This window comes from uncultured Succinivibrio sp. (assembly GCF_902756765.1).
Lineage (GTDB): Bacteria > Pseudomonadota > Gammaproteobacteria > Enterobacterales > Succinivibrionaceae > Succinivibrio.
Genome location: NZ_CACVSS010000014.1, coordinates 1 through 18,962 on the forward strand (window position 1 = coordinate 1; position 18,962 = coordinate 18,962).

The window sequence follows — 18,962 nt, forward strand, 5'->3', positions numbered from 1 at the left end:
GTTAAAGGTATGATGGCAAACCATAAGCTTTCCAGAGCAATCAGTGATGTTGGTTTCTACAATATCAAGGAAAAGCTTATCTACAAAATGGAGTATAAATGTAGGAATCTACAGGAAGTGGATAGATTTTATGCAAGTTCTAAGATCTGCAGTAAGTGTGGCGCACTGAAAAAAGATTTAACGCTCAAAGACAGAGTATATGAATGTCCTGAATGTGGATTGACAATAGATCGCGATCTGAACGCAGCGATTAATCTTAGACAAAAGATAAAAATCGTAGGGGAAGCTATCTCCGAACTGAAGCCTGTAGAGCTGACGGCTCTGTTATCTGATTTAGCAATAAATGGGATAACAACCAGCAGTGTTGAAGCAGGAATTTGGTAAAAGCCTATAAATTTATAGCTTTTTATATATTTTTATAGGTTTTTGTAGATCCAAACTAGCGGAGTATATTCCTGGATAATTCTGATTGTCTTCAGTTATGTTTCTGAATTCTTTTCTAATCTCTTCGTTAGGAATGTGAACAGCAAAAATTTTGTCGTTATCAATACCTTTTAGTTCTGAGTCAGGAACAATCGCTAGATAACCCAAATGAATCAGAAGAGTTAAAACATCGTTCTTGGTTTCAAAGGTTGTCATATCATTGTGGAATTTTGCAGTATTTACAACAACCTCATTACCTGCAATAAGTTTTACAATCTCGTCTCGAAGTCCTTCCATATTTAAATCAATATATCTGCGAAGACTCTCAAATGTTTCTGTCTGTGTCCAGTAACTAGAGAACTTTTTCCTTTGAATTGCTTTTACAACAGAATTTGGATTATAAAGATGCAGTGATTCATCAAAAGAATAGCCGTCATACCATTTTTTCATGGTATTAACATCAATCTGGTATGTATCGCAAAGATTGATAACTTCATCCTTTGTAAAGCCAATATATGATGCATATTCACCAGGATCAGTCATTGAATATTCATCAAACATATTAAGCGCACTGTGAGAACCGTATTTCTTGATTGGAAGAATACCTGTCATGTAGGCTAGAGCAACATAGCTCTGATCTTTTAGTAGGACTATTAGATAATCCAGGTATTTCTTTATTCCTGTAGCATCAGTTTGCTTCTCTCGCAGGATGCAGTCCCATTCATCGATAATGAATACAAAACCTTTTTTGATCTGTTCGTTTCCATCATTTGATTGCTGATAGACACAGTCTAAAACATCGTAAAGTTCTGTAAATTTACTTACATCAATTGAAGGGTACTGTTCGCAGATTTCCTCTTTTATAAAGTTATTCAGATCGTTCAGCATCTGATCAATATCATTTTTGGCTCTGGAGAGAAAACGCTGCATATTGATAAAGATGGTGTTGTATTGATTCAGGTGTTTCTTATATGAATCTGATTTTGCTATTTTTAGGTTATCAAATAGAAAGGAACTGTCTGTATCTTTTGAATAATAGGCGCAGAGCATATTTGCAGTAACTGATTTTCCAAAGCGTCTTGGTCTGCTGATACAGATGTATTTCTGGGTGGTACTGATATTTTCATTTAGAATGGCAATGAGATCTGATTTATCAATGTATATCTTTGCATTTAATGATTCTTGATATTTTTCAAATCCTGGATTTAAATATGAAGCCATTCCACTATCTCCTGCTTTTATTCTCTATTCTAGCAGATTCTTCTTGCTTATCAGCAAGCAGAGTATTGGGGCTTTAGATCTGGAGCCTTTAATATTATTCAAATTATGCTGAGAAAGAATAACTGCAAAAATAGCTCTTAGATCAGCTTCTTTCTCTGCGAGGATGATTCAATGCCTAAAGCCTCTCTGTATTTTGCTACAGTTCTTCTGGCAACATTCATTCCTTTCTCTAAAAGCAGTTCAGACAGTTTGCTGTCAGAGAGTGGCTTGCGAGGATTCTCACCTGCAATCAGATCTTTGATGAAGGACTTAACTGCAGTTGCGGAAGCGGCACCGCCGTCATCGGTTCCTACAGAGGAGGAGAAGAAGTACTTGAGTTCGAAGGTGCCCTTAGGGGTATAGATGTATTTTTCTGTAGTGATTCTGGAAATAGTGGACTCATGCATCTCAATTTCTGTTGCCACATCATTGAGAACCATTGGCTTCATTGCAGATGGTCCTTTGTCCATGAATTCAGTCTGGTGAGCAACAATACAGCGGGAAACCTTCAGTAGGGTCTCATTACGCTTTTCAAGGCTGGATATAAACCAGTTTGCCTCCTGCAGATGAGATTTAAAGAATTCCTTCTCCTGAACTGTTCTGGCCTGTTTTGAAAGCTGACTGTAGGCTTCGTTGATCCTGATGAGAGTATTGGCTGAGGAATTCAGTTCAGCTGTATAGTTGCCATCTGATGTCTTTACAACAATAACATCCGGAATAACAAAATCGGTTTTTTTGGAAGGGGCAAAATTACCTGGTCTTGGGTTCAGCTTCTGCAGAACCGCAATGATTTCCTTAAGAACATTTTCCTTAATGGACATCTTCTGACAGAGACTTCTGAAATCTCTGTTGGAAAGCAGATCTGAGTATTCTGAAATAACTTTGATGGCCAGATCTCTGTATGGGGTTGAGCTGTCCATTTCATGGAGCTGAATCAGCATACACTCGGCAGCATCTCTTGATGCCACTCCCAGCGGATCATAGTGCTGAACAAGCTTTAGAATTGCTTTGACATCATCTAGAGTGGTTTCAGGATCATCTTTCTGCACTGAGCTTAGGATATCCTCAAGTGATTCGGTGATATAGCCTGAGTCATTGATTGCATCAATAATATTCATGGCTATAAGCTTATCAGTTCCTTCAAGAGGGGACATCTCCAGCTGGAAAATCAGGTGGTCTCGTAAGGTTTCTGTGGTTTCACCCTCATAGATATCGTTGTTCTCTATGGCCAGGCCTTTGGAGCTCTTGTTGATATAGTCATCGTTACGGATTAGCTCATCTTCTTTAACAGAGGTGACGTTGTTTTCTTCAACAGCTGTATCCTCGTTTGAGGTACTCTGACTTTCTGATATGGATGAAGAATTGGAATCTCTGAAAGGATCGAAATTCTCGTCTCCATAATTGTCATGTTCAATCATGGAGTCTGAGGTATTGCTTGCTGAGGAATCGTTGTCGAAGGGATCAAAGCCGTCGGAATCTGACTGCTCTTTTTCCTCAAGAGCTTCTAATGACTCGTCATTTGAGTCAGAAGAGACTTTCTCTAAAAAGGGATTTTCTTCAAGAACCTGCTGAATTTCCTGCTCAAGCTCAATAGATGACAGCTGCAGCAGCTTGATAGCCTGTTGCAGTTGAGGCGTCATTGATAATGTCTGAGTCTGAGCTGTTCTTAATTGCAGCGCGTTTCTTATTCCTGCCATAAATCCCTTATGTTTTATTACATTGAGAAGTCTTTTCCTAGATATACATCCTTTACTTTTGTGTTGCTTAGAACTTCGTCCGCAGTACCCTGCGCGATAATCTGTCCTGCATTAACTATATATGATTTTTCACAAACATCCAAAGTTTCACGGACATTATGATCTGTAATTAAGATGCCGATCCCTCTATTTCTCAAATGAAGGATAATCTCTTTAATATCGTTAACTGAAATAGGATCAACACCTGCAAAAGGCTCATCCAGCAGAATGAATTTAGGATCAGCGGCCAGAGCTCTGGCGATTTCAACACGGCGTCTCTCTCCACCAGACAGGGACATACCGGAATTGTCTCTTAGTCTTGCAATGTTGAATTCTTCTAGCAGCTCATTAACCTTTTCTTCACGCTGAGCCTTTGTCAGATTAGGTACAAGCTCCATAACGCCCATCAGGTTCTGATAAACAGTAAGCTTTCTGAAGATGGAGTTTTCCTGTGGAAGATAGCCAAGACCGGCTCTGGCTCTGGCATGCATAGGCAGAGAGGTAATATCCTTGCCGTCGAGAATGATGTTTCCGCCTTCAGAGGAAACAATACCAACAATCATGTAGAAGGATGTTGTTTTTCCTGCTCCGTTAGGACCTAAAAGGCCAACGATAGAACCGCTCTCAACATCTAGGCTGACATCTGAAACAACAGTTCTTTTCTTATAGGTTTTCTTTAAATGTAAAGCCTGTAATATACTCATTCTTATTTCCGGTAGGTATTATTTTTTCAGTTCCTGAGGCAGGAATGTGCTCTGTACTCTTCCGCCCTGGCTGTTTTCATTTGATGCTTTTAACTGTCTTGTTACAGTATTGTACTCAATTCTCTCGCCATCAACATGAGAGTTGTCTTGCCAGATTGTAGCTCTACCGATAAGGATCAGCAGATTCTTCTCTGGCAAATACTGAATAATTGATGACTGAGAGTGAACCAGCTTGCCGTCATCCTGGAGCTGTTTAAAGGTCGCAGGTTTGCCGTAGGCTTTAACTTCCTGGAGTTCACCCTTACTGTTTCTGGATAACTCAGCCTTATCAGCATGCAGTTCCATACTGCCCTGAGTGGCAACTACATCCTTGATAAAAATAGCTTTGTTGGATTCAAAATCTGCAATCTGCTCCTTTGAGATAATATTCAAAGGCTGCTCAGTATCGTCCTTTAATGCATATGCGCTTTGTGATGCAAGGGCTATCATCAGTAGAACTAACTTAGTCTTTCTTGCTCTTTGGATAATATGTAGCATGTGGTTTTCCCTTATAACTCATCACATTATTTGATAGATTGAATTTAAAATTGGTGCCTTCGGTCTGGAACACATGTCCGTAAATGGTTACAAGATCTTTGGAGGTTACTTCATCAGTTGCAAAGCTGTAGACAAGATTATCTGCAGTTGCCTTGTCGATGACTGCATCCTTAAAACCAGGATAGATGACTACATCGCCATTTACAATGGCGTAGTCATTGGACTTCATTTTGCCTTTCTGGCCCTTAAGATGCCAGATATTAGGATTGTCAGCATCCTTGTAGTTGTAAGCTGTGATCAGCGGATCATCAAAATGGTACATATTTCCCTGATCGTAGAATTCTGTTCTGCTTGCAATCATGGTTCTGGTTATTTTTCCTGTTTTATCAAACAGGGTTCCGTTAGAGTCTGTTGCAATAAATGTAGGCAGCCCAGACATATCCTTAACTTCCTGTGTTTTTAAAGTTAAGGTATAAAGGTAAATGGCTGACGATATGAAAGCAAAAAGTACCGTAATCAGTATCGATTTTTTAGTAACGTTCATCTACAAATCCACCATCCGGATTCAGGATCCCCTTTGACATTAAAATCAGATCGCACAGTTCTCTTACTGCACCATAGCCTGCATTACAGGTAGTTATATAATCAACCTGTGATTTGATGAAAGGATGGGCATCATGGGGACAGACACTTAAACCGGCAATTCTGAACATTGGCATATCATTGAGATCATCTCCGATGCATACTGCCTCATCCGGAGATATATTCAGTTTTTCACATAAATTTGTCAGGGCAGTGTTTTTTGATTTCTCTCCCTGAATGATGTGCTGAACCTTGAGATCCTGCATGCGTCTTGCAGTCAGATTTGCCTCTCTGCCGGTGATAACTGCACACTCGATTCCTTCTTTAACCAAAGTATGGATTCCAAAACCGTCCTTAGTATTAAATCTTTTTAACTCTAGATTTTCATTGTCATAGATAATGCCGCCGTCAGTTATGGTTCCGTCCACATCAAATGCCAAAAGCTTGATGGTTGACAGACGGGTCAGAAATTCTGCGTCAACTTTTCCATAGCAGGTATTAACGGTAGTAACTTTTTTCATATTATTCCGGTATTTTCTTTGGATAAAAATCATCCAGATGTAAAAATAAACTCAGTACATTTTTCAATGTACCAACTTTAAGTTTAATTGATAAATTAAAGACTAGAAAAAACATGCGTAATTATAACAACTATTAATGTGATTTTGCGACCAACAATATTCATATTGTTGTCTCTATATATGGACAATTTCGCCTATACTGAATTTATGTGCCTTATTAATTTGGTACAATGCAGGTATCATAAGAGATTAATTTTGAGTATTTTTATCGGGTATCTGTTTTTTACCTATACTCTGATTAAATTCTCTGTTATCCGTATATAAAAAAAATTAAATGTGTTTATGAGTGAAATCCTAAACGAAGATAGTCTTATTAAAGTTAATAACGTATCTTTCTCGTATGCCAGTAAGCAGATTTACAAGAATCTGTCGCTGAATATCCCTAAAGGAAAAATTACAGCGATTCTCGGACCTTCAGGTACTGGTAAAACTACGATCCTAAGACTGATAGGTGCACAGCTTGTCCCAGATGAGGGGACAATCGAATTTGACGGCATCAACGTTCATTCACTGAAAAGAAATGAGCTTTATGAACTCAGAAAAAGAATGAGTATGCTTTTTCAGAGCGGAGCTCTGTTTTCAGATATGAATGTTTTTGACAATGTCGCTTTTCCTATCAGAGAACACACAGCTCTTCCTGAAGAGTTGATTCATGATGTAGTTTTAATGAATCTTGAGGCCGTAGGAATGAGAGCTGCTGCCTATCTGTACCCTTCAGAGCTTTCAGGCGGTATGGCACGACGTGCCGCACTTGCCCGTTCTATTGCTCTGGATCCTGATCTCATCATGTATGATGAGCCTTTTGTTGGTCAGGATCCTATTACCAAAGGCGTACTGGTTAAGCTTATTGCTGATATCAACAAATCCTTAGGCAAAACTTCAGTTGTTGTAACACACGATGTGAAAGAGATACTCGAAGTTGCCCACTATGTCTATATTCTTTCGGAAGGTTCGGTTTTAGGAAGCGGAACTCCACAGGAGATTGTAAACAGCAGTGATCCTAGAGTTATTCAGTTTATTCAGGGCGATTTTGATGGTCCTTATGCTTTTAAACTAAAAGGCTCTCAGAATTATATCGAGGAGCTGTAATGTTAGAATTATTTGGTATTTTAGGAAGATATGCGTTGAAAAAGATCTCCTCTTTAGGGAGATCTACAATCATTTTTCTTCATTCAATCATAGCGATACCTAACCTAAAAAAATCATTTCCTTTACTGATAAACCAGATTTATTTTGTTGGTGTTCAGTCCATCATTATCATTCTGGTTTCAGGACTGTTTATCGGAATGGTTTTAGGTCTGCAGGGCTTTAATATCTTAAAGGATTTTATGGCTACAGGTTCTCTGGGAACCCTTGTGGCTCTGTCTATCATCAGAGAGCTTGGCCCTGTGGTTACCGCACTGCTGTACGCAGGTAGAGCAGGTTCTGCACTGACAGCTGAAATTGGTCAGTTAAAGGCTTCTGAGCAGCTTTCAGCCATGGAAATGATGGCGGTTGATCCTCTCAGACGAATCATTGCTCCAAGATTCTGGGCCGGTCTTATCAGTATGCCTATTCTCTCGTTGCTTTTCTGTCTTATCGGTATATATGGCGGAAAGCTTGTTGGTGTTGACTGGCTTGGTATTGACGATGGTATTTTCTGGTCAGGTATGCAGGCCAGCGTCGATCTTACAGAGGATCTGGTTCCAATGATTATCAAAGCTGCAGTCTTTGGTTTTGTCTGTACCTGGATTGCTCTTTTCAACGGTTATGACTGCCGTCCAACTTCTGAGGGTATCAGTAGAGCTACCACCGCTACAGTTGTGCAGTCATCATTAGCGGTTTTAGGTCTGGATTTTATTCTTACAGCATTAATGTTCTAGTAGGTAATTAGTAATGAAATATTTAAAAACAGAAATCATGGTTGGCATTTTCATGCTGTTAGGCATTATCGCTGCATGTGTTCTTGCTCTGCAGGTTGCAGGTCTGGTATTAAATTCCAAAGCAGAACTGTATACAGTCTATGCCAAGTTTGAGAATATCGGTTCATTAAGATTACGTGCTCCTGTCAGAATCGGCGGTGTTGCCATCGGCAGAGTTACCGCCATCAATCTTGATGGTGAGAGTCTGACTCCGGTTGTAAGTATCGGTATCGAGAAAAAATTTGATAAAATCTCCAGCGAATCAAAAGCCAGCATTCAGACCTCTGGTATTATCGGTGAGCAGTATATTGCCATTACTCCAGGCTTCTATGATGAGGATCTTGGAACCACCTATCTTAAGAATGGTGATTACATCACCGACACCGGTTCAGCTGTCGTGCTTGAGGATCTGATTTCAAAGTTTTTATTTAATTCCTCACAGGATGCCGAAAAATCAAAGGCTAGTGCTGCAGAGACAACCACAGATTCAAACACTGATTCAACTAAGGAATAGGGTAGTTTTACTATGAAAAAGATTATTGCGCTTTTATCAGCTTTTATCGTTCTTATGTTCAGTTTCACCGCTCAGGCAAATTTTGACATGAGCAATCCTTATCAGCTGGCAAATGATGTTGCTGTAAATACCGTCAAGGAAATTAAAGCCAACAAGGATAAGATTTCTGACAATGCTGTTTCCGAGAAGATCATTCAGGATAATCTGTTCCCTTATATCGACATCAAATATGCAGCCTACAAGGTAATGGGAACCTCTCTTAAGACTCTTTCCAAGGAAGACAGAGAGAAGTTTACCAATGCATTTGAAAAATACATGAAACAGAGCTTTGTTTCAGTTCTTTCAAAGTACACCAATCAGGAAATTGTTCCTTCAGAGGTAAAGAGTGTTCCTGAAAGTGAGTCTCTGGTTTCTGTAAAGATGATTATCAGAGAGAGCGGTAAAAAGGATTTAGAGCTGGTTCTGAAGATGCGCAAGAATTCAAAGACCGGTGAGTGGAAGGCCTTTGATCTTATCGGCGAGAACATTTCCATGCTGGATGCCAAGGTTTCAGAGATTTCTCCAATCATTAAGAATCAGGGCGTAGATGCAGCCATTGCAAAACTGAATTCAACAGATAACAAATAAGCAGAGTTCCTGGTGGGTTATGGATAATCTTACAGAATTAACCTTTACTACTGTGCCAAAGCTGTGGAAACAGCGAGATGAAATCTTCAAGAATTCAGTTTTTGATATGCAGAATATCAGAAAGATTGATGCGGCCGGTGCTGCCTATCTGGTGCAGTGGGCCAAGTCTTTAGACAGTAAAAAGATTAAATTGCTTAATGTTTCACAGACTGCAGTAAATTTGATCACAACTTATAGACTTAATGAGATTTTAGAAATCAAGAAGTAACTTATGGCAGAACAGAAACATTTTGAAGGCTTTGATGCCGCCCCTGCAGAGGAGAGCCGCAGTGCTCACAAGCGAGAGGCTCAGGCAATCAGAAAGCTTGTGGAAAAGATAGCTGATCTTGGTGATCAGAGCTTTAAATCCCTGGTTATTCCTCAGGATGTCAAGGATGCTCTGATTATTGCAAGAAAACTCAAGCCAAAATCAGATGAAAGACGCAGACAGCTTCAGTATGTGGCTAAGCTTCAGAGAGCCTATGACGACTCTGATCTTGAGCAGCAGGTTAATATGCTGGGTGCCTCATCAAAGGTTGATCCTAATGCCCTAAAGCTTGAGAAGTTAAGAGAGAAGCTGATTACCGGAGGAATTGAGGTAGTTAACGCCTTATGTAATCTGGCAGCTGAAATTGACAGAAACAAGCTTAGAAACCTGGTTAAGAAGGCCAAGGAAGAATCCGCTAAAATCGAATCTGAGGAAGTGGCAAAGCCTAATTCCAGAGCTTTGTTCAAATATGTCAAAACTGAACTTGCAAAGGCAAAGGTTCAGATCCCAGACGACCTCATCAAGTAATCCTGATCTGACGTCTTTGCCTTTGGTGAAGACGTTAGAATTCTATAGGTGATTCTACAGAGAAATCCTTATCTGAAATCGGCATAAAGCCAATCAGTACATTCTGCTGCTCACGGAAGGCTGGAACCCATTTCTCGTTCCAGACCTGAGTGGTTACAAACTGAGGCTTGAAACCTTCCATGCCGTTTTTCTCAGCATAGCCTGCAGCAAGTTCCTCATGTGACCATACAGGAAGAATACTGAAAATGTTATGATCCTCATCTTCCTCTGTATCTTCAAGAATCAGTGGGCCTTCGCTATCAGCAAGAATGTAGAAGCCATTTTCTTCTTTGGCAACTCTCATAAACATTGCCTGTCTGTATTCTGCATTTAGAGACTGGATTGCCTCATATTCTTTTTCTGTAAGTTTTGCCATATAGTCTCCTAATAGCCTCTTTCTAGTATTGGTTTTAAAAACTGCCCGGTAAATGATTCTCTACATTCACTGACCTCTTCAGGAGTACCGCAGACGATTATATTTCCGCCGTTACGTCCACCTTCAGGTCCTAGGTCGATAAGATAATCTGCAGACTTGATTACGTCAAGATTATGTTCGATTACTATAACAGTATTTCCCTGATCTCTTAATCTGGTCAGAACATCCAGTAACAGTCTCACATCTTCAAAGTGCAGACCTGTAGTAGGCTCATCAAGAATGTAAAGAGTCTTACCGGTAGCCTTCTTTGACAGTTCTTTAGAGAGCTTGATTCTCTGAGCTTCACCGCCTGAGAAGGTTGTAGCAGACTGACCTAGGGTAATGTAGGATAGGCCCACGTCCATCAGTGTCTGCAGCTTAGATGCGATGGAAGGTACTGCCGAGAAGAACTCTAAAGCCTGCTCAATGTTCATGTCCAGAACATCGGCGATAGTCTTGCCTTTATATAAAACTTCAAGAGTTTCTCGGTTATATCTCTTACCGTCACACTCTTCGCATTTTACATAGACATCAGGCATGAAGTTCATGGAAACCTTGATGGTTCCATCGCCCTGACAGGCTTCGCATCTACCTCCCTTTACGTTAAAGGAGAATCTGCCAGGAGTATAGCCTCTTGCTCTTGATTCAGGAGTTTTTGCAAACAGGTCTCGTATATCAGAGAACAGTCCTACGTATGTTGCAGGATTGGAACGAGGAGTTCTGCCGATAGGACTCTGATCAATACAGATGATCTTGTCAAAATGCTCAAGTCCCTCTATCTCTCTGAATGGAGCTGGATCATCATTTGCTGTGACTCCGTTTAGTTTACGCTCGGCAATTCTGACCAGGGTATCGTTAACCAGTGTTGATTTGCCAGAACCTGAAACGCCTGTTACTACCACGAAGCATCCAACAGGGAAGGATACGTCGATATTCTTGAGGTTATTGCCGGTACATCCCTTTAAAGTCAGGAGCTTTGATTTCTTTGGTTTGATTCTTTTCTTTGGAATTTCAATGCGTCTCTTGCCTGAGAGGTATTTACCGGTCAGGGAGTTTTCGCATTTTTCAATTTCATCAACTGGTCCCTGAGCGATTACTTCGCCACCGTTGATTCCGGCTGCAGGACCGATATCTATAATCTGATCTGCAGCTCTCATGGTATCTTCATCGTGCTCTACAACAATAACTGTATTGCCGATGTCTCTCAGATTCTTCAGGGCATCAAGGAGCTTTGAGTTATCCCTCTGATGAAGACCGATACTAGGTTCGTCCAGCACATACATAACACCGGTCAGACCTGCACCGATCTGACTTGCCAGCCTGATACGCTGGGCTTCACCTCCGGATAGGGTTTCAGCTGAGCGCGACAGAGTCAGATATCCAAGTCCAACGTTTATCAGAAATCCCAATCTGGCTCTGATTTCCTTTAATACTCGTGAGGCAATATTCTTTTCCTGCTCTGTAAGCTTTATTTCGGAGAAGAACTGATAGCACTCCTGTATTGAGTAGTTATTAATCTCTGGTAAGGATTTATTGTTAACAAATACGTTGCAGTATTCCTTCTTCAGCCTTGCGCCATGACAGTCAGGGCAAGGCAGTGGTCTCATCAGTTTTGAAATATAGACTCTTACATACTCAGATTCGGTTTCGCGTGATCTTCTCTCGTAATTAGGAATAACACCCTCAAATGGCTCAAAGCTGGTCTGGGATTTCTTTCCTCCAGAGTAGACCATTTTCATAGGAATGGCTGTAGTGCCAGTTCCATACATGAGCAGATCAACTTCCTTTTTGGTAAGCTCACTAAATGGTTTCTGAAGATCTATATCGTAATAATCGGCAACAGCTTCTAATTCCTTATAATAGAAAGGATTTCTTCTGTCCCATCCTAGAATTGCTCCCTCAAATACGGATTTGGTTTTATCAGGAACGATCTTGTCGATATCCAGAACCATCATTGCACCTAAGCCTTCGCATTTAGGACAGTATCCGTGTGGATTATTAAAGGAGAAATCTCTTGGTTCTAATTCTGGAATTGAATAGCCGCAGATAGGGCATGAGTAATGAGATGAGAACAGAATCTCATCCTCTTTTTTATGCTCCTCCATTGGACAGACCACGGCAATACCGTCAGAGTATTTGAGCGCGGTTTCAAAGGAATCAGCAAGACGCTGTTTTAAATCTGGCTTAACCTTGATTCTGTCTACAACAATATCAATATCATGCTTTTCTCTTAAAGCCAGATCTGGAGGATCGGAGAGATCGCAGATTTCTCCATCGACCCTGGCGCGGATAAAACCGTCTTTAGCCAGATCAGTAAACAGCTGTTTATATTCGCCCTTTCTTCCTCTTACCACAGGAGAGAGGATCATAATCTTGGTTCCCTCAGGCTGTTCCATAACCGCATCAACCATCTGGCTTATGGTCTGAGCTTTCAGAACCGTGCCGTGTTCTGGACATCTTGCCTCTCCGATTCTTGCCCAGATAAGTCTTAAATAGTCATGAATCTCTGTGATAGTACCGACTGTTGATCTTGGGTTGTGGGAGGTGGCCTTCTGCTCAATGGAGATAGCAGGGGATAGACCTTCAATTGAATCAACATCAGGTTTGTCCATCAGGGATAAGAACTGACGGGCGTATGCAGAAAGAGATTCCACATAGCGACGCTGTCCTTCTGCATAAAGAGTGTCGAAGGCAAGAGATGATTTTCCTGAACCTGATCTTCCTGTGATTACGCAGAGTTTGTTACGTGGAATTGTCAGATTCAGATTTTTCAGATTATGGGTGCGGGCACCGCGAATTACGATTTTATCCATTTGTATAATTGATTTTTATTAAAGTCGATTTTGTAATTTTACCTTAAACAATTCATGGAGGATAAAAGAAAAGACGACAAAATTAATCAGTAATGATTTCTATTAGAGATAATTATGCATTGAAGTCATACTATGAGAGCACTGAAAATAATCTTTATTGAATTATGTTTCATTGAAATATATTTCAATGAATTATGTTTCAACATAATTCCTGCCCAATTTTTTTGATTATCTTTCTTTGTTCTGAAAATATTTAAATCAAAAAAAATTTACCGCACAGTTCTTATCTAATCTTATTGAAAAAAAAGAAAAAAAAGATTTAAGCTAAATGACATGCATTGTAAGTGGGTATTTTTGGGTATGCTTAAATGCAGGAGCAAATTTTTCAATGCAATAATATACAGGCTAATAATAATCATTTTGCTGTACCAAAGAGATTTCTTCTCCGAGGACAGTCTATTTATAAGGATTTAATATGACTCGTGGAGTTAATAAAGTAATTCTGATTGGTAATCTTGGAGATGAACCTGTATTTAGAACAACTGGTTCAGGTACTGCAGTTGCCAATGTTTCAATGGTTACCAATGAGGTTCGTCGCAATGCAGAATCCGGTCAGATGACAGAGATAGCTGAATGGCATCGAGTTGTTTTATGGGGAAGACTGGCAGAAATAGCTCAGAAATGGCTACATAAGGGATCACTGGTATACGTGGAAGGAAAACTTCGTACCAGATCTTTTACCGATAAGCAGAATGTTAAGAAAAGTGTTACAGAAATTGTAGCAGATGAGCTACAGATGCTTGGTTCTTCAAAGGCTCACTCGGAGAGTGATTCTTTCTCATCACTGAATAACTCTATTAGAAACAATCCTGCTCAGCCTGATAATTCTCCATACGGAAATCCTTCAGCACAGCCATCATTTCTGAATGATTCATCTTTTATAAATCAGAAACCAGCATCATCAAATCCTGAACCTGCTATTGTTGTGGATGGAAATGATGATTCTGACGATCTGCCATTCTAAATATTAATTGAGATGCCCCTCCCGGGGGGGGCTCTCTGTCCTTTTATATCCGCGTAAAACTTTTTCTTTATTTTTTTTCTTTGTTACATAACCGCAAATAGTGGACTGATTTTAATTTATGTCATCCAACTGATTAACATACTGATTTAAAAGATATTTATTAGAATAATTAGCATAAAAATCATTCTTTAATGTGATAACAATTACGATTATTTAAAGGTTTCTACCAAATATTTGAGGGGGGTTATTACAAGGTTCATAATGTTTACAGTCACCGTCTGAAGCTTGCCGATCGCTATCAGCTGGATTATGCAGAGCGAAAGCCCTTCTATGCCGGACTTGGTGGTGAATATGAGTTTGACGGCAAGTCTGAGCTGACTGTAGAAACCGATGTTAAAGCCAAACCATCAAAACTTGACGGTTATAGAACCTGTGTTGAAATAGGTTTTCTTGTCAAGCCGGATGAGAATCTGAGAGGATTAAGTCTGGATTTAACCTTGAAAGGGCGTTATGGTGCCGAGTATCGCGACATCTATTCAAATGCTGAGCTGAAATACTATTTCTAAATCAGATTAAGTATTCTTCAACATGATAGCTCGCAAGTCCCGGTTTTACCGGGATTTACGAGTTTTTTGGTATATGTGTTAAGCCTCTTTCTTCTCGGCTGTCCATGGCAGTTTAAAGGCCTGAACAATATCTCTCAGAGAGTAGCAGGTCATAAAGAAGGCGCTTACAGGAATTACCATGTAAAAATACTTCTTCTGCAGCCAGGTGATGGTCAGCATGTAGGACTGAGCGCGGCATACCAGCACAAAGCCGTAGTAGCAGATGGTTGCGTACATGATGGCTTCAATGATTGTGGAGATGATTCTGCAGATTTTGCCGGCAGGGGTACCTACGATTCTGTCAGTTATTACATCAACAATAAAATGTCCTCTGGTTCTCACCAGTTCCTGTGCTCCAAAGAAAATTACCCATACTAAAAATAGCTGAGTCCATTCATCAGTCTGGGTGAAGTTGTATATAGGCACAAATCTGACGAATACGTTCAGAAGGAACATCACAAAGATGATCATCATAGATGCTATGCAGATAAAACGTGTTACCCTGCTGACTATGGCATCTATGCCTTTAAGCAGATTTAATACTGTGTTCATATATCAGCCTCAGTTAATCAGATGTCCAAGACCTAGAGTTACAGGTCCGCAGAAGGCTACCAGAATTGCCACAGCAATCATGATCAGAACATAGCCAACTGCCTGTTTAGCAATAGCCATTACCTTTTCTCCGGTAATTGAAGCCATAACATACAGATTCAGTCCCACCGGAGGCGTCAGAACTCCAACGGCAAGGGAAATGCACATTACAATACCCATCTGTACTACGTCATAATGGAAGGCTTTTGCCAGAGGCACAAAGATAGGAACGGTAATCAGCAGAATTGCGGTTCCCTCCATGAAACAGCCCATTAAAACCAGTACCAGAATGATAATCAGCAGTACAGGAATAATTGAGGTGAAGCTTTCGGAAATAAAGGCAATTGCCTGCTGAGGAATACGTGTATACAGCAATACGTACTGGAAGAAACCTGCAGTTGCAATAATAAACATTACCTTTGAAGTCTGTTCTACGGTTTCCCAGAATATTTTTGGTAAATCCCTGATATGCAGAGTGTGGTAAACAAAGAAGCCTAAAACCATTACATAGAAACTGGCAACAGCGGCTGCTTCAGTCGCGGTGAACAGGCCTGCAAACATACCGCCTATGACAATGACAGGAGTCATCAAGGCTAAAAAAGCTTTCTTGAAGGCATCATAGCGTTCAATCCAGGGTACAGGATCTTCTTTTGCATAACCGTTCTTGTAGCTTACATATGATGACCAGGACATAAAACCGATACCCAGCAGCAGACCAGGCACAATTCCTGCCGCAAACAGGGAATTAACGGAGGTCTGTGTCAGTCCTGCGTAAAGAATCAGGGTAATGCTTGGAGGAATAATAGGACCTAAAGCTCCGCCTGCAGCAATGGTTGCACAGCAGAATGGTTTTCCATAACCGCACTTTGACATCTCTCCGATGGCAATCATACCAATACCGGCGGCACAGGCTGCGGCAGAACCTGACATGGCAGCCATTACCATACAGGCAGCAATTGCAGCATTGGACAGACCGCCCCATCTATGTCCAAGGCAGGCTCTTCCAAAGCCAAACAGACTGCCGGATACACCGCCTACATTCATGAAGTTTCCCATTAAAAGGAAAAATGGAATAGACATCAGAGTAATGCCGGAGACCTGATCGTACATACGCTGGGGAATAAGAAATAATTTTTCTAATCCTCCTCCAGCCAGAAGAAAGGTTGCAAGCGAGGTAAATCCCATGGTAACTGCAGTGCTTACACCAATCAGCATCAGCAGCAGTACGCCTGCAAAGATAAAGAACATGATCATATTACGTTCCGTATTTTGAAATCAGGAAGGTAATCTATTTTAATTTCAGATAGTTACCTTCCATAAGATGACAGCGAGAATGACAGGTTAAATCAAATCAGACAGTCTACTTGTTGTCTGCAACAGCCTTAAGCAGCTTGTCCATTTCTTCCTGTCCGGATAGTTCTCCGATTTTCTTGTAGGCTGGTGCCATCTTGTCAATGAATGACTGTCTGTCAGGAGTGGTAACGTTCATTCCCTTCTCTTTTAGCTGTTCAATCACCTTGGCTTCGCCACCGGAGATTTCTTCACGGGTAAGATTCTGTGCCTTGATGGCCTCTTCCTTTAAGATCTGTTTGAGTTCATCTGACTGAGCGTCGTAGGTGTCCTTGTTGATTATCAGAGCCTGACAGTCAAAATAGTGGTTGGTTAGAGCCAGATTATCCTGTGTTTCAAACAGAGAATCGGCATAAATGGTGAAAACCGGATTTTCCTGGCCGTCTACAACACCCTGCTTTAATGAGGAATATAGCTCAGAGTATGCAATCTTCTGGGTATTGGCTCCGATTGCATCAAAGGCAGCCAGTAGTCCTGCTGAAGGTGGAACGCGGATTTTTACTCCCTTCAGATCCTCAGCTCTCTTAACCACGATACCCTTGGTTGTGGTCTGTCTGAAACCATAGTCGAACATGGATAAACCATAAGCGTCATGTTGAGCAAGACCTTCATTCATCCAATCCATTACATAATTGTCGATAACCTTATGTGCATGATCGTAGTTTTCAAAGAGGAATGGAGCGGTCATGGCATTTAGTTTCTTTGAGTAGGTGGCAAGATTACCTAAGGAAACAATGGCCATATCCAGAGAACTCATGGTAATCTGCTCTGCCAGAGCTGGCTGATCTCCAAGCTCACCTGCAGGATAGACCTCAACAGTTACCTTACCTCCGGTTCTTTCCTTAACATTCTTGGCAAACTGTTCTGCTGCCTTATTATGGGCATGAGAAGTTGCGGCTGTATGAGCCAGTCTTAAGGTAATTTCCTTGAATTCAGCACTGTATGCTGCTGTTGAACAGAAGGCGCAGACTGCGACTGCAAGTGCAGTTTTTGATAGGATTTTCAACATGATAACAATCTCCGTTGTATGTTTGTTTAATATATTTTTATTGTTTTATTCTGTGATTATCAGAGCCGTTGGAAATAACAGCATTTTCTCTGGGAAAGACATTATTCTATCCACAATCAACTCTAATCGGAAAATGGAAACAGGTGATAGTAATATGTTCACAAAACCTTGTTTAATATTCACCTTTAGAACGGTATGATTAAACATTTGTGATCATAAAGAAATTTTTTTATTTCCTTACGCGCAAAACGCTCATAGACGATAGTTAAATTAGATGATAAAGCTCAGACATGGAGAAAACTGCACAATCAGTCTCCTGAAGCGTTTTGATATGTAAATAGATAAAAAGTCTAATTTGCCTGCTTGTTCTGACTGAAGTTTAGGCGTCTGTACTCACTTGGACTCATTTTCTTGAAGTTCTTGAAGATCTTTGCAAAGTAGCAGGGATCTTTAAAGCCGCAGGAGTAGGCAATCTCATTGATGCTTTCATTTTCTGTGGCAAGTCTCATGGATGCACATTCAAGTCTGAAGTTGTTCAAGTACTCGATAGGACGCAATCCTGTAATCTGCTTGAAGAATCTGCAGAAATACTTTGGACTCAGATCCAGTGTGTTTGCCATTTCATCCAAAGAGATATCTCTCTGAAAGTTGTCGTACAGATATCTGAACAGAATAGGCAACCTTCCAAACTGTTTGGTATAGTTGCCGGTAATCTGGCTTATATATGAGGTATATAGTCCTTTGTTGTAGATTTTGCCGAATGCTAAAAGCAGTGAACCGTAAGCAATTGTTGGGTTGTTCTGTTTTGGATTGGTGAACTCGAACACGTTGTCAAAGGCTCGGGTGATTTCTTCATCGGTCTGTTCTGAATAGATTTCATTTAACACAACGCTGTGTTCAGACAGTTTTTTCAGAAAACCATGTCCAGGGGTTCTGTCATCAAAAAGCAGGTTTAAATCAAATACTACACATTCATAAATACAGTCATCGTTCTCTGGTTTTCCTCCGTGAACCTTGCCTCCTTCAATGAAGATATACTGACCTGGCTTTAAATCGTAATGACGCTCATTTATATATAAAGAGAAAGTTCCCTGCAGAACTCGAATGATTTCAAAGTCCAGATGATAATGAAAGGTCATGGCAAACTTAGGATGATTTTTATCGATATGATAGAACTCGAAAGGACAGTCAGGAGAGCCCCTTAGAATTGTTTCCTGAATGGCATTGCTACATGAATTCATATATCAAACTCTCGTATGAATGGTGAATATATGACAATCACTTGTTTTGTCAGTGTTTATATAAAGTGTTTACCTCGATACCAGCTTATAAAAGTGAATGCATTATCAGCTTATAACCTGTTAATGTCTTTTTCTGTTATATATAAAACATAAAAGTAAAATTATCTTCACATTT

20 protein-coding genes are annotated in these 18,962 nt (G+C 40.4%); 8 read left to right on the forward strand and 12 right to left on the reverse strand.

Translation table 11 applies throughout. From position 1 onward, the window contains the following. On the forward strand, positions 1 to 384 hold a 384-nt coding region (locus QZU45_RS03360), incomplete at its 5' end, for a transposase (protein ID WP_295351596.1). Positions 385 to 396: 12 nt separating this feature from the next. On the opposite strand, the gene QZU45_RS03365 is transcribed toward QZU45_RS03360, so the two are convergent. The 6 genes from QZU45_RS03365 to QZU45_RS03390 all read right to left on the reverse strand — a co-directional run bounded on the left by QZU45_RS03365 (position 397) and on the right by QZU45_RS03390 (position 5,763). Then, positions 397 to 1,644, reverse strand: a complete 1,248-nt coding sequence (locus QZU45_RS03365) for an AAA family ATPase (protein ID WP_295351599.1) — start codon at positions 1,642 to 1,644, stop codon at positions 397 to 399. A 137-nt stretch (positions 1,645 to 1,781) separates the two neighbouring features. Then, the gene (locus tag QZU45_RS03370) at positions 1,782 to 3,371 is read right to left on the reverse strand and encodes an RNA polymerase factor sigma-54 (protein WP_366925481.1); all 1,590 of its coding nucleotides are present in this window, start codon (positions 3,369 to 3,371) and stop codon (positions 1,782 to 1,784) included. Positions 3,372 to 3,397: 26 nt separating this feature from the next. Next, positions 3,398 to 4,123, reverse strand: coding sequence for an LPS export ABC transporter ATP-binding protein (gene lptB / locus QZU45_RS03375; protein ID WP_074839113.1), 726 nt, complete (start codon positions 4,121 to 4,123; stop codon positions 3,398 to 3,400). An 18-nt stretch (positions 4,124 to 4,141) separates the two neighbouring features. Beyond that, complete coding sequence (gene lptA / locus QZU45_RS03380; protein ID WP_295351606.1) at positions 4,142 to 4,660, reverse strand: lipopolysaccharide transport periplasmic protein LptA; 519 nt, start codon at positions 4,658 to 4,660, stop codon at positions 4,142 to 4,144. Further along, complete coding sequence (lptC, locus tag QZU45_RS03385) at positions 4,626 to 5,204, reverse strand: LPS export ABC transporter periplasmic protein LptC (RefSeq protein ID WP_295351609.1); 579 nt, start codon at positions 5,202 to 5,204, stop codon at positions 4,626 to 4,628. Before lptC ends, lptA begins: the two co-directional genes overlap by 35 nt. Continuing rightward, positions 5,191 to 5,763, reverse strand: coding sequence for an HAD family hydrolase (locus QZU45_RS03390; protein WP_295351612.1), 573 nt, complete (start codon positions 5,761 to 5,763; stop codon positions 5,191 to 5,193). Before QZU45_RS03390 ends, lptC begins: the two co-directional genes overlap by 14 nt. Positions 5,764 to 6,105: 342 nt before the next feature. On the opposite strand from QZU45_RS03390, the gene QZU45_RS03395 reads away from it, so the two are divergent. The 6 genes from QZU45_RS03395 to yjgA are packed head-to-tail and all read left to right on the forward strand — an operon-like array spanning position 6,106 to position 9,700. Further along, the gene (locus QZU45_RS03395; RefSeq protein ID WP_295351615.1) at positions 6,106 to 6,912 is read left to right on the forward strand and encodes an ATP-binding cassette domain-containing protein; all 807 of its coding nucleotides are present in this window, start codon (positions 6,106 to 6,108) and stop codon (positions 6,910 to 6,912) included. Beyond that, positions 6,912 to 7,685: a lipid asymmetry maintenance ABC transporter permease subunit MlaE gene (gene mlaE / locus QZU45_RS03400; RefSeq protein WP_074839098.1), complete on the forward strand. Its 774-nt coding sequence runs from the start codon at positions 6,912 to 6,914 to the stop codon at positions 7,683 to 7,685. The genes QZU45_RS03395 and mlaE overlap by 1 nt, the downstream gene beginning before the upstream one ends. Before the next feature lie 13 nt (positions 7,686 to 7,698). Beyond that, positions 7,699 to 8,238: an outer membrane lipid asymmetry maintenance protein MlaD gene (gene mlaD, locus QZU45_RS03405; RefSeq protein ID WP_295351618.1), complete on the forward strand. Its 540-nt coding sequence runs from the start codon at positions 7,699 to 7,701 to the stop codon at positions 8,236 to 8,238. Between the two features lie 12 nt (positions 8,239 to 8,250). Next, on the forward strand, positions 8,251 to 8,865 hold the full coding sequence (locus QZU45_RS03410; RefSeq protein ID WP_295351621.1) for an ABC transporter substrate-binding protein: 615 nt from the start codon (positions 8,251 to 8,253) through the stop codon (positions 8,863 to 8,865). Between the two features lie 19 nt (positions 8,866 to 8,884). Then, positions 8,885 to 9,133, forward strand: a complete 249-nt coding sequence (locus tag QZU45_RS03415) for an STAS domain-containing protein (protein ID WP_295351624.1) — start codon at positions 8,885 to 8,887, stop codon at positions 9,131 to 9,133. A 3-nt stretch (positions 9,134 to 9,136) separates the two neighbouring features. Next, positions 9,137 to 9,700 carry a ribosome biogenesis factor YjgA gene (gene yjgA / locus QZU45_RS03420; RefSeq protein ID WP_295351627.1) on the forward strand — a complete coding sequence of 188 codons (564 nt, stop codon included), beginning with the start codon at positions 9,137 to 9,139 and terminating at the stop codon, positions 9,698 to 9,700. Positions 9,701 to 9,734: 34 nt separating this feature from the next. Here the strand turns inward: yjgA and QZU45_RS03425 are convergent, their stop codons facing one another. Both QZU45_RS03425 and uvrA read right to left on the reverse strand, forming a co-directional pair. After that, positions 9,735 to 10,115: a DUF2750 domain-containing protein gene (locus tag QZU45_RS03425; RefSeq protein WP_295351630.1), complete on the reverse strand. Its 381-nt coding sequence runs from the start codon at positions 10,113 to 10,115 to the stop codon at positions 9,735 to 9,737. Between the two features lie 8 nt (positions 10,116 to 10,123). After that, positions 10,124 to 12,967: an excinuclease ABC subunit UvrA gene (uvrA, locus tag QZU45_RS03430; protein WP_295351633.1), complete on the reverse strand. Its 2,844-nt coding sequence runs from the start codon at positions 12,965 to 12,967 to the stop codon at positions 10,124 to 10,126. Positions 12,968 to 13,442: 475 nt separating this feature from the next. Between uvrA and QZU45_RS03435 the strand changes: the two genes are divergently transcribed. Next, positions 13,443 to 13,991, forward strand: coding sequence for a single-stranded DNA-binding protein (locus QZU45_RS03435; protein WP_295351636.1), 549 nt, complete (start codon positions 13,443 to 13,445; stop codon positions 13,989 to 13,991). Between the two features lie 644 nt (positions 13,992 to 14,635). Here QZU45_RS03435 and QZU45_RS03440 read toward each other — a convergent pair. The 4 genes from QZU45_RS03440 to QZU45_RS03455 all read right to left on the reverse strand — a co-directional run bounded on the left by QZU45_RS03440 (position 14,636) and on the right by QZU45_RS03455 (position 18,787). Beyond that, on the reverse strand, positions 14,636 to 15,148 hold the full coding sequence (locus QZU45_RS03440; protein ID WP_295351639.1) for a TRAP transporter small permease subunit: 513 nt from the start codon (positions 15,146 to 15,148) through the stop codon (positions 14,636 to 14,638). 9 nt (positions 15,149 to 15,157) lie between these two features. Then, the gene (locus QZU45_RS03445) at positions 15,158 to 16,441 is read right to left on the reverse strand and encodes a TRAP transporter large permease (protein WP_295351642.1); all 1,284 of its coding nucleotides are present in this window, start codon (positions 16,439 to 16,441) and stop codon (positions 15,158 to 15,160) included. Between the two features lie 106 nt (positions 16,442 to 16,547). Beyond that, on the reverse strand, positions 16,548 to 17,546 hold the full coding sequence (locus QZU45_RS03450) for a TRAP transporter substrate-binding protein (RefSeq protein WP_295351645.1): 999 nt from the start codon (positions 17,544 to 17,546) through the stop codon (positions 16,548 to 16,550). A 350-nt stretch (positions 17,547 to 17,896) separates the two neighbouring features. Then, entirely contained in the window at positions 17,897 to 18,787 is an 891-nt protein-coding gene (locus tag QZU45_RS03455; protein ID WP_295351648.1) for a helix-turn-helix domain-containing protein, read from the reverse strand. Positions 18,788 to 18,962: the final 175 nt, after the last annotated feature.

What these genes read in the sequence shown, in the direction of transcription:
- QZU45_RS03410 (WP_295351621.1), top strand. Translation starts at nt 8,251, where the DNA reads ATGAAAAAGATTATTGCGCTTTTATCAGCTTTTATCGTTCTTATGTTC.
- mlaE (WP_074839098.1), top strand. Translation starts at nt 6,912, where the DNA reads ATGTTAGAATTATTTGGTATTTTAGGAAGATATGCGTTGAAAAAGATC.
- QZU45_RS03415 (WP_295351624.1), top strand. Translation starts at nt 8,885, where the DNA reads ATGGATAATCTTACAGAATTAACCTTTACTACTGTGCCAAAGCTGTGG.
- QZU45_RS03440 (WP_295351639.1), bottom strand. Translation starts at nt 15,148, where the DNA reads ATGAACACAGTATTAAATCTGCTTAAAGGCATAGATGCCATAGTCAGC.
- QZU45_RS03445 (WP_295351642.1), bottom strand. Translation starts at nt 16,441, where the DNA reads ATGATCATGTTCTTTATCTTTGCAGGCGTACTGCTGCTGATGCTGATT.
- mlaD (WP_295351618.1), top strand. Translation starts at nt 7,699, where the DNA reads ATGAAATATTTAAAAACAGAAATCATGGTTGGCATTTTCATGCTGTTA.
- QZU45_RS03390 (WP_295351612.1), bottom strand. Translation starts at nt 5,763, where the DNA reads ATGAAAAAAGTTACTACCGTTAATACCTGCTATGGAAAAGTTGACGCA.
- QZU45_RS03435 (WP_295351636.1), top strand. Translation starts at nt 13,443, where the DNA reads ATGACTCGTGGAGTTAATAAAGTAATTCTGATTGGTAATCTTGGAGAT.
- lptB (WP_074839113.1), bottom strand. Translation starts at nt 4,123, where the DNA reads ATGAGTATATTACAGGCTTTACATTTAAAGAAAACCTATAAGAAAAGA.
- QZU45_RS03425 (WP_295351630.1), bottom strand. Translation starts at nt 10,115, where the DNA reads ATGGCAAAACTTACAGAAAAAGAATATGAGGCAATCCAGTCTCTAAAT.
- lptA (WP_295351606.1), bottom strand. Translation starts at nt 4,660, where the DNA reads ATGCTACATATTATCCAAAGAGCAAGAAAGACTAAGTTAGTTCTACTG.
- QZU45_RS03365 (WP_295351599.1), bottom strand. Translation starts at nt 1,644, where the DNA reads ATGGCTTCATATTTAAATCCAGGATTTGAAAAATATCAAGAATCATTA.
- lptC (WP_295351609.1), bottom strand. Translation starts at nt 5,204, where the DNA reads ATGAACGTTACTAAAAAATCGATACTGATTACGGTACTTTTTGCTTTC.
- QZU45_RS03395 (WP_295351615.1), top strand. Translation starts at nt 6,106, where the DNA reads ATGAGTGAAATCCTAAACGAAGATAGTCTTATTAAAGTTAATAACGTA.
- QZU45_RS03450 (WP_295351645.1), bottom strand. Translation starts at nt 17,546, where the DNA reads ATGTTGAAAATCCTATCAAAAACTGCACTTGCAGTCGCAGTCTGCGCC.
- yjgA (WP_295351627.1), top strand. Translation starts at nt 9,137, where the DNA reads ATGGCAGAACAGAAACATTTTGAAGGCTTTGATGCCGCCCCTGCAGAG.
- uvrA (WP_295351633.1), bottom strand. Translation starts at nt 12,967, where the DNA reads ATGGATAAAATCGTAATTCGCGGTGCCCGCACCCATAATCTGAAAAAT.
- QZU45_RS03455 (WP_295351648.1), bottom strand. Translation starts at nt 18,787, where the DNA reads ATGAATTCATGTAGCAATGCCATTCAGGAAACAATTCTAAGGGGCTCT.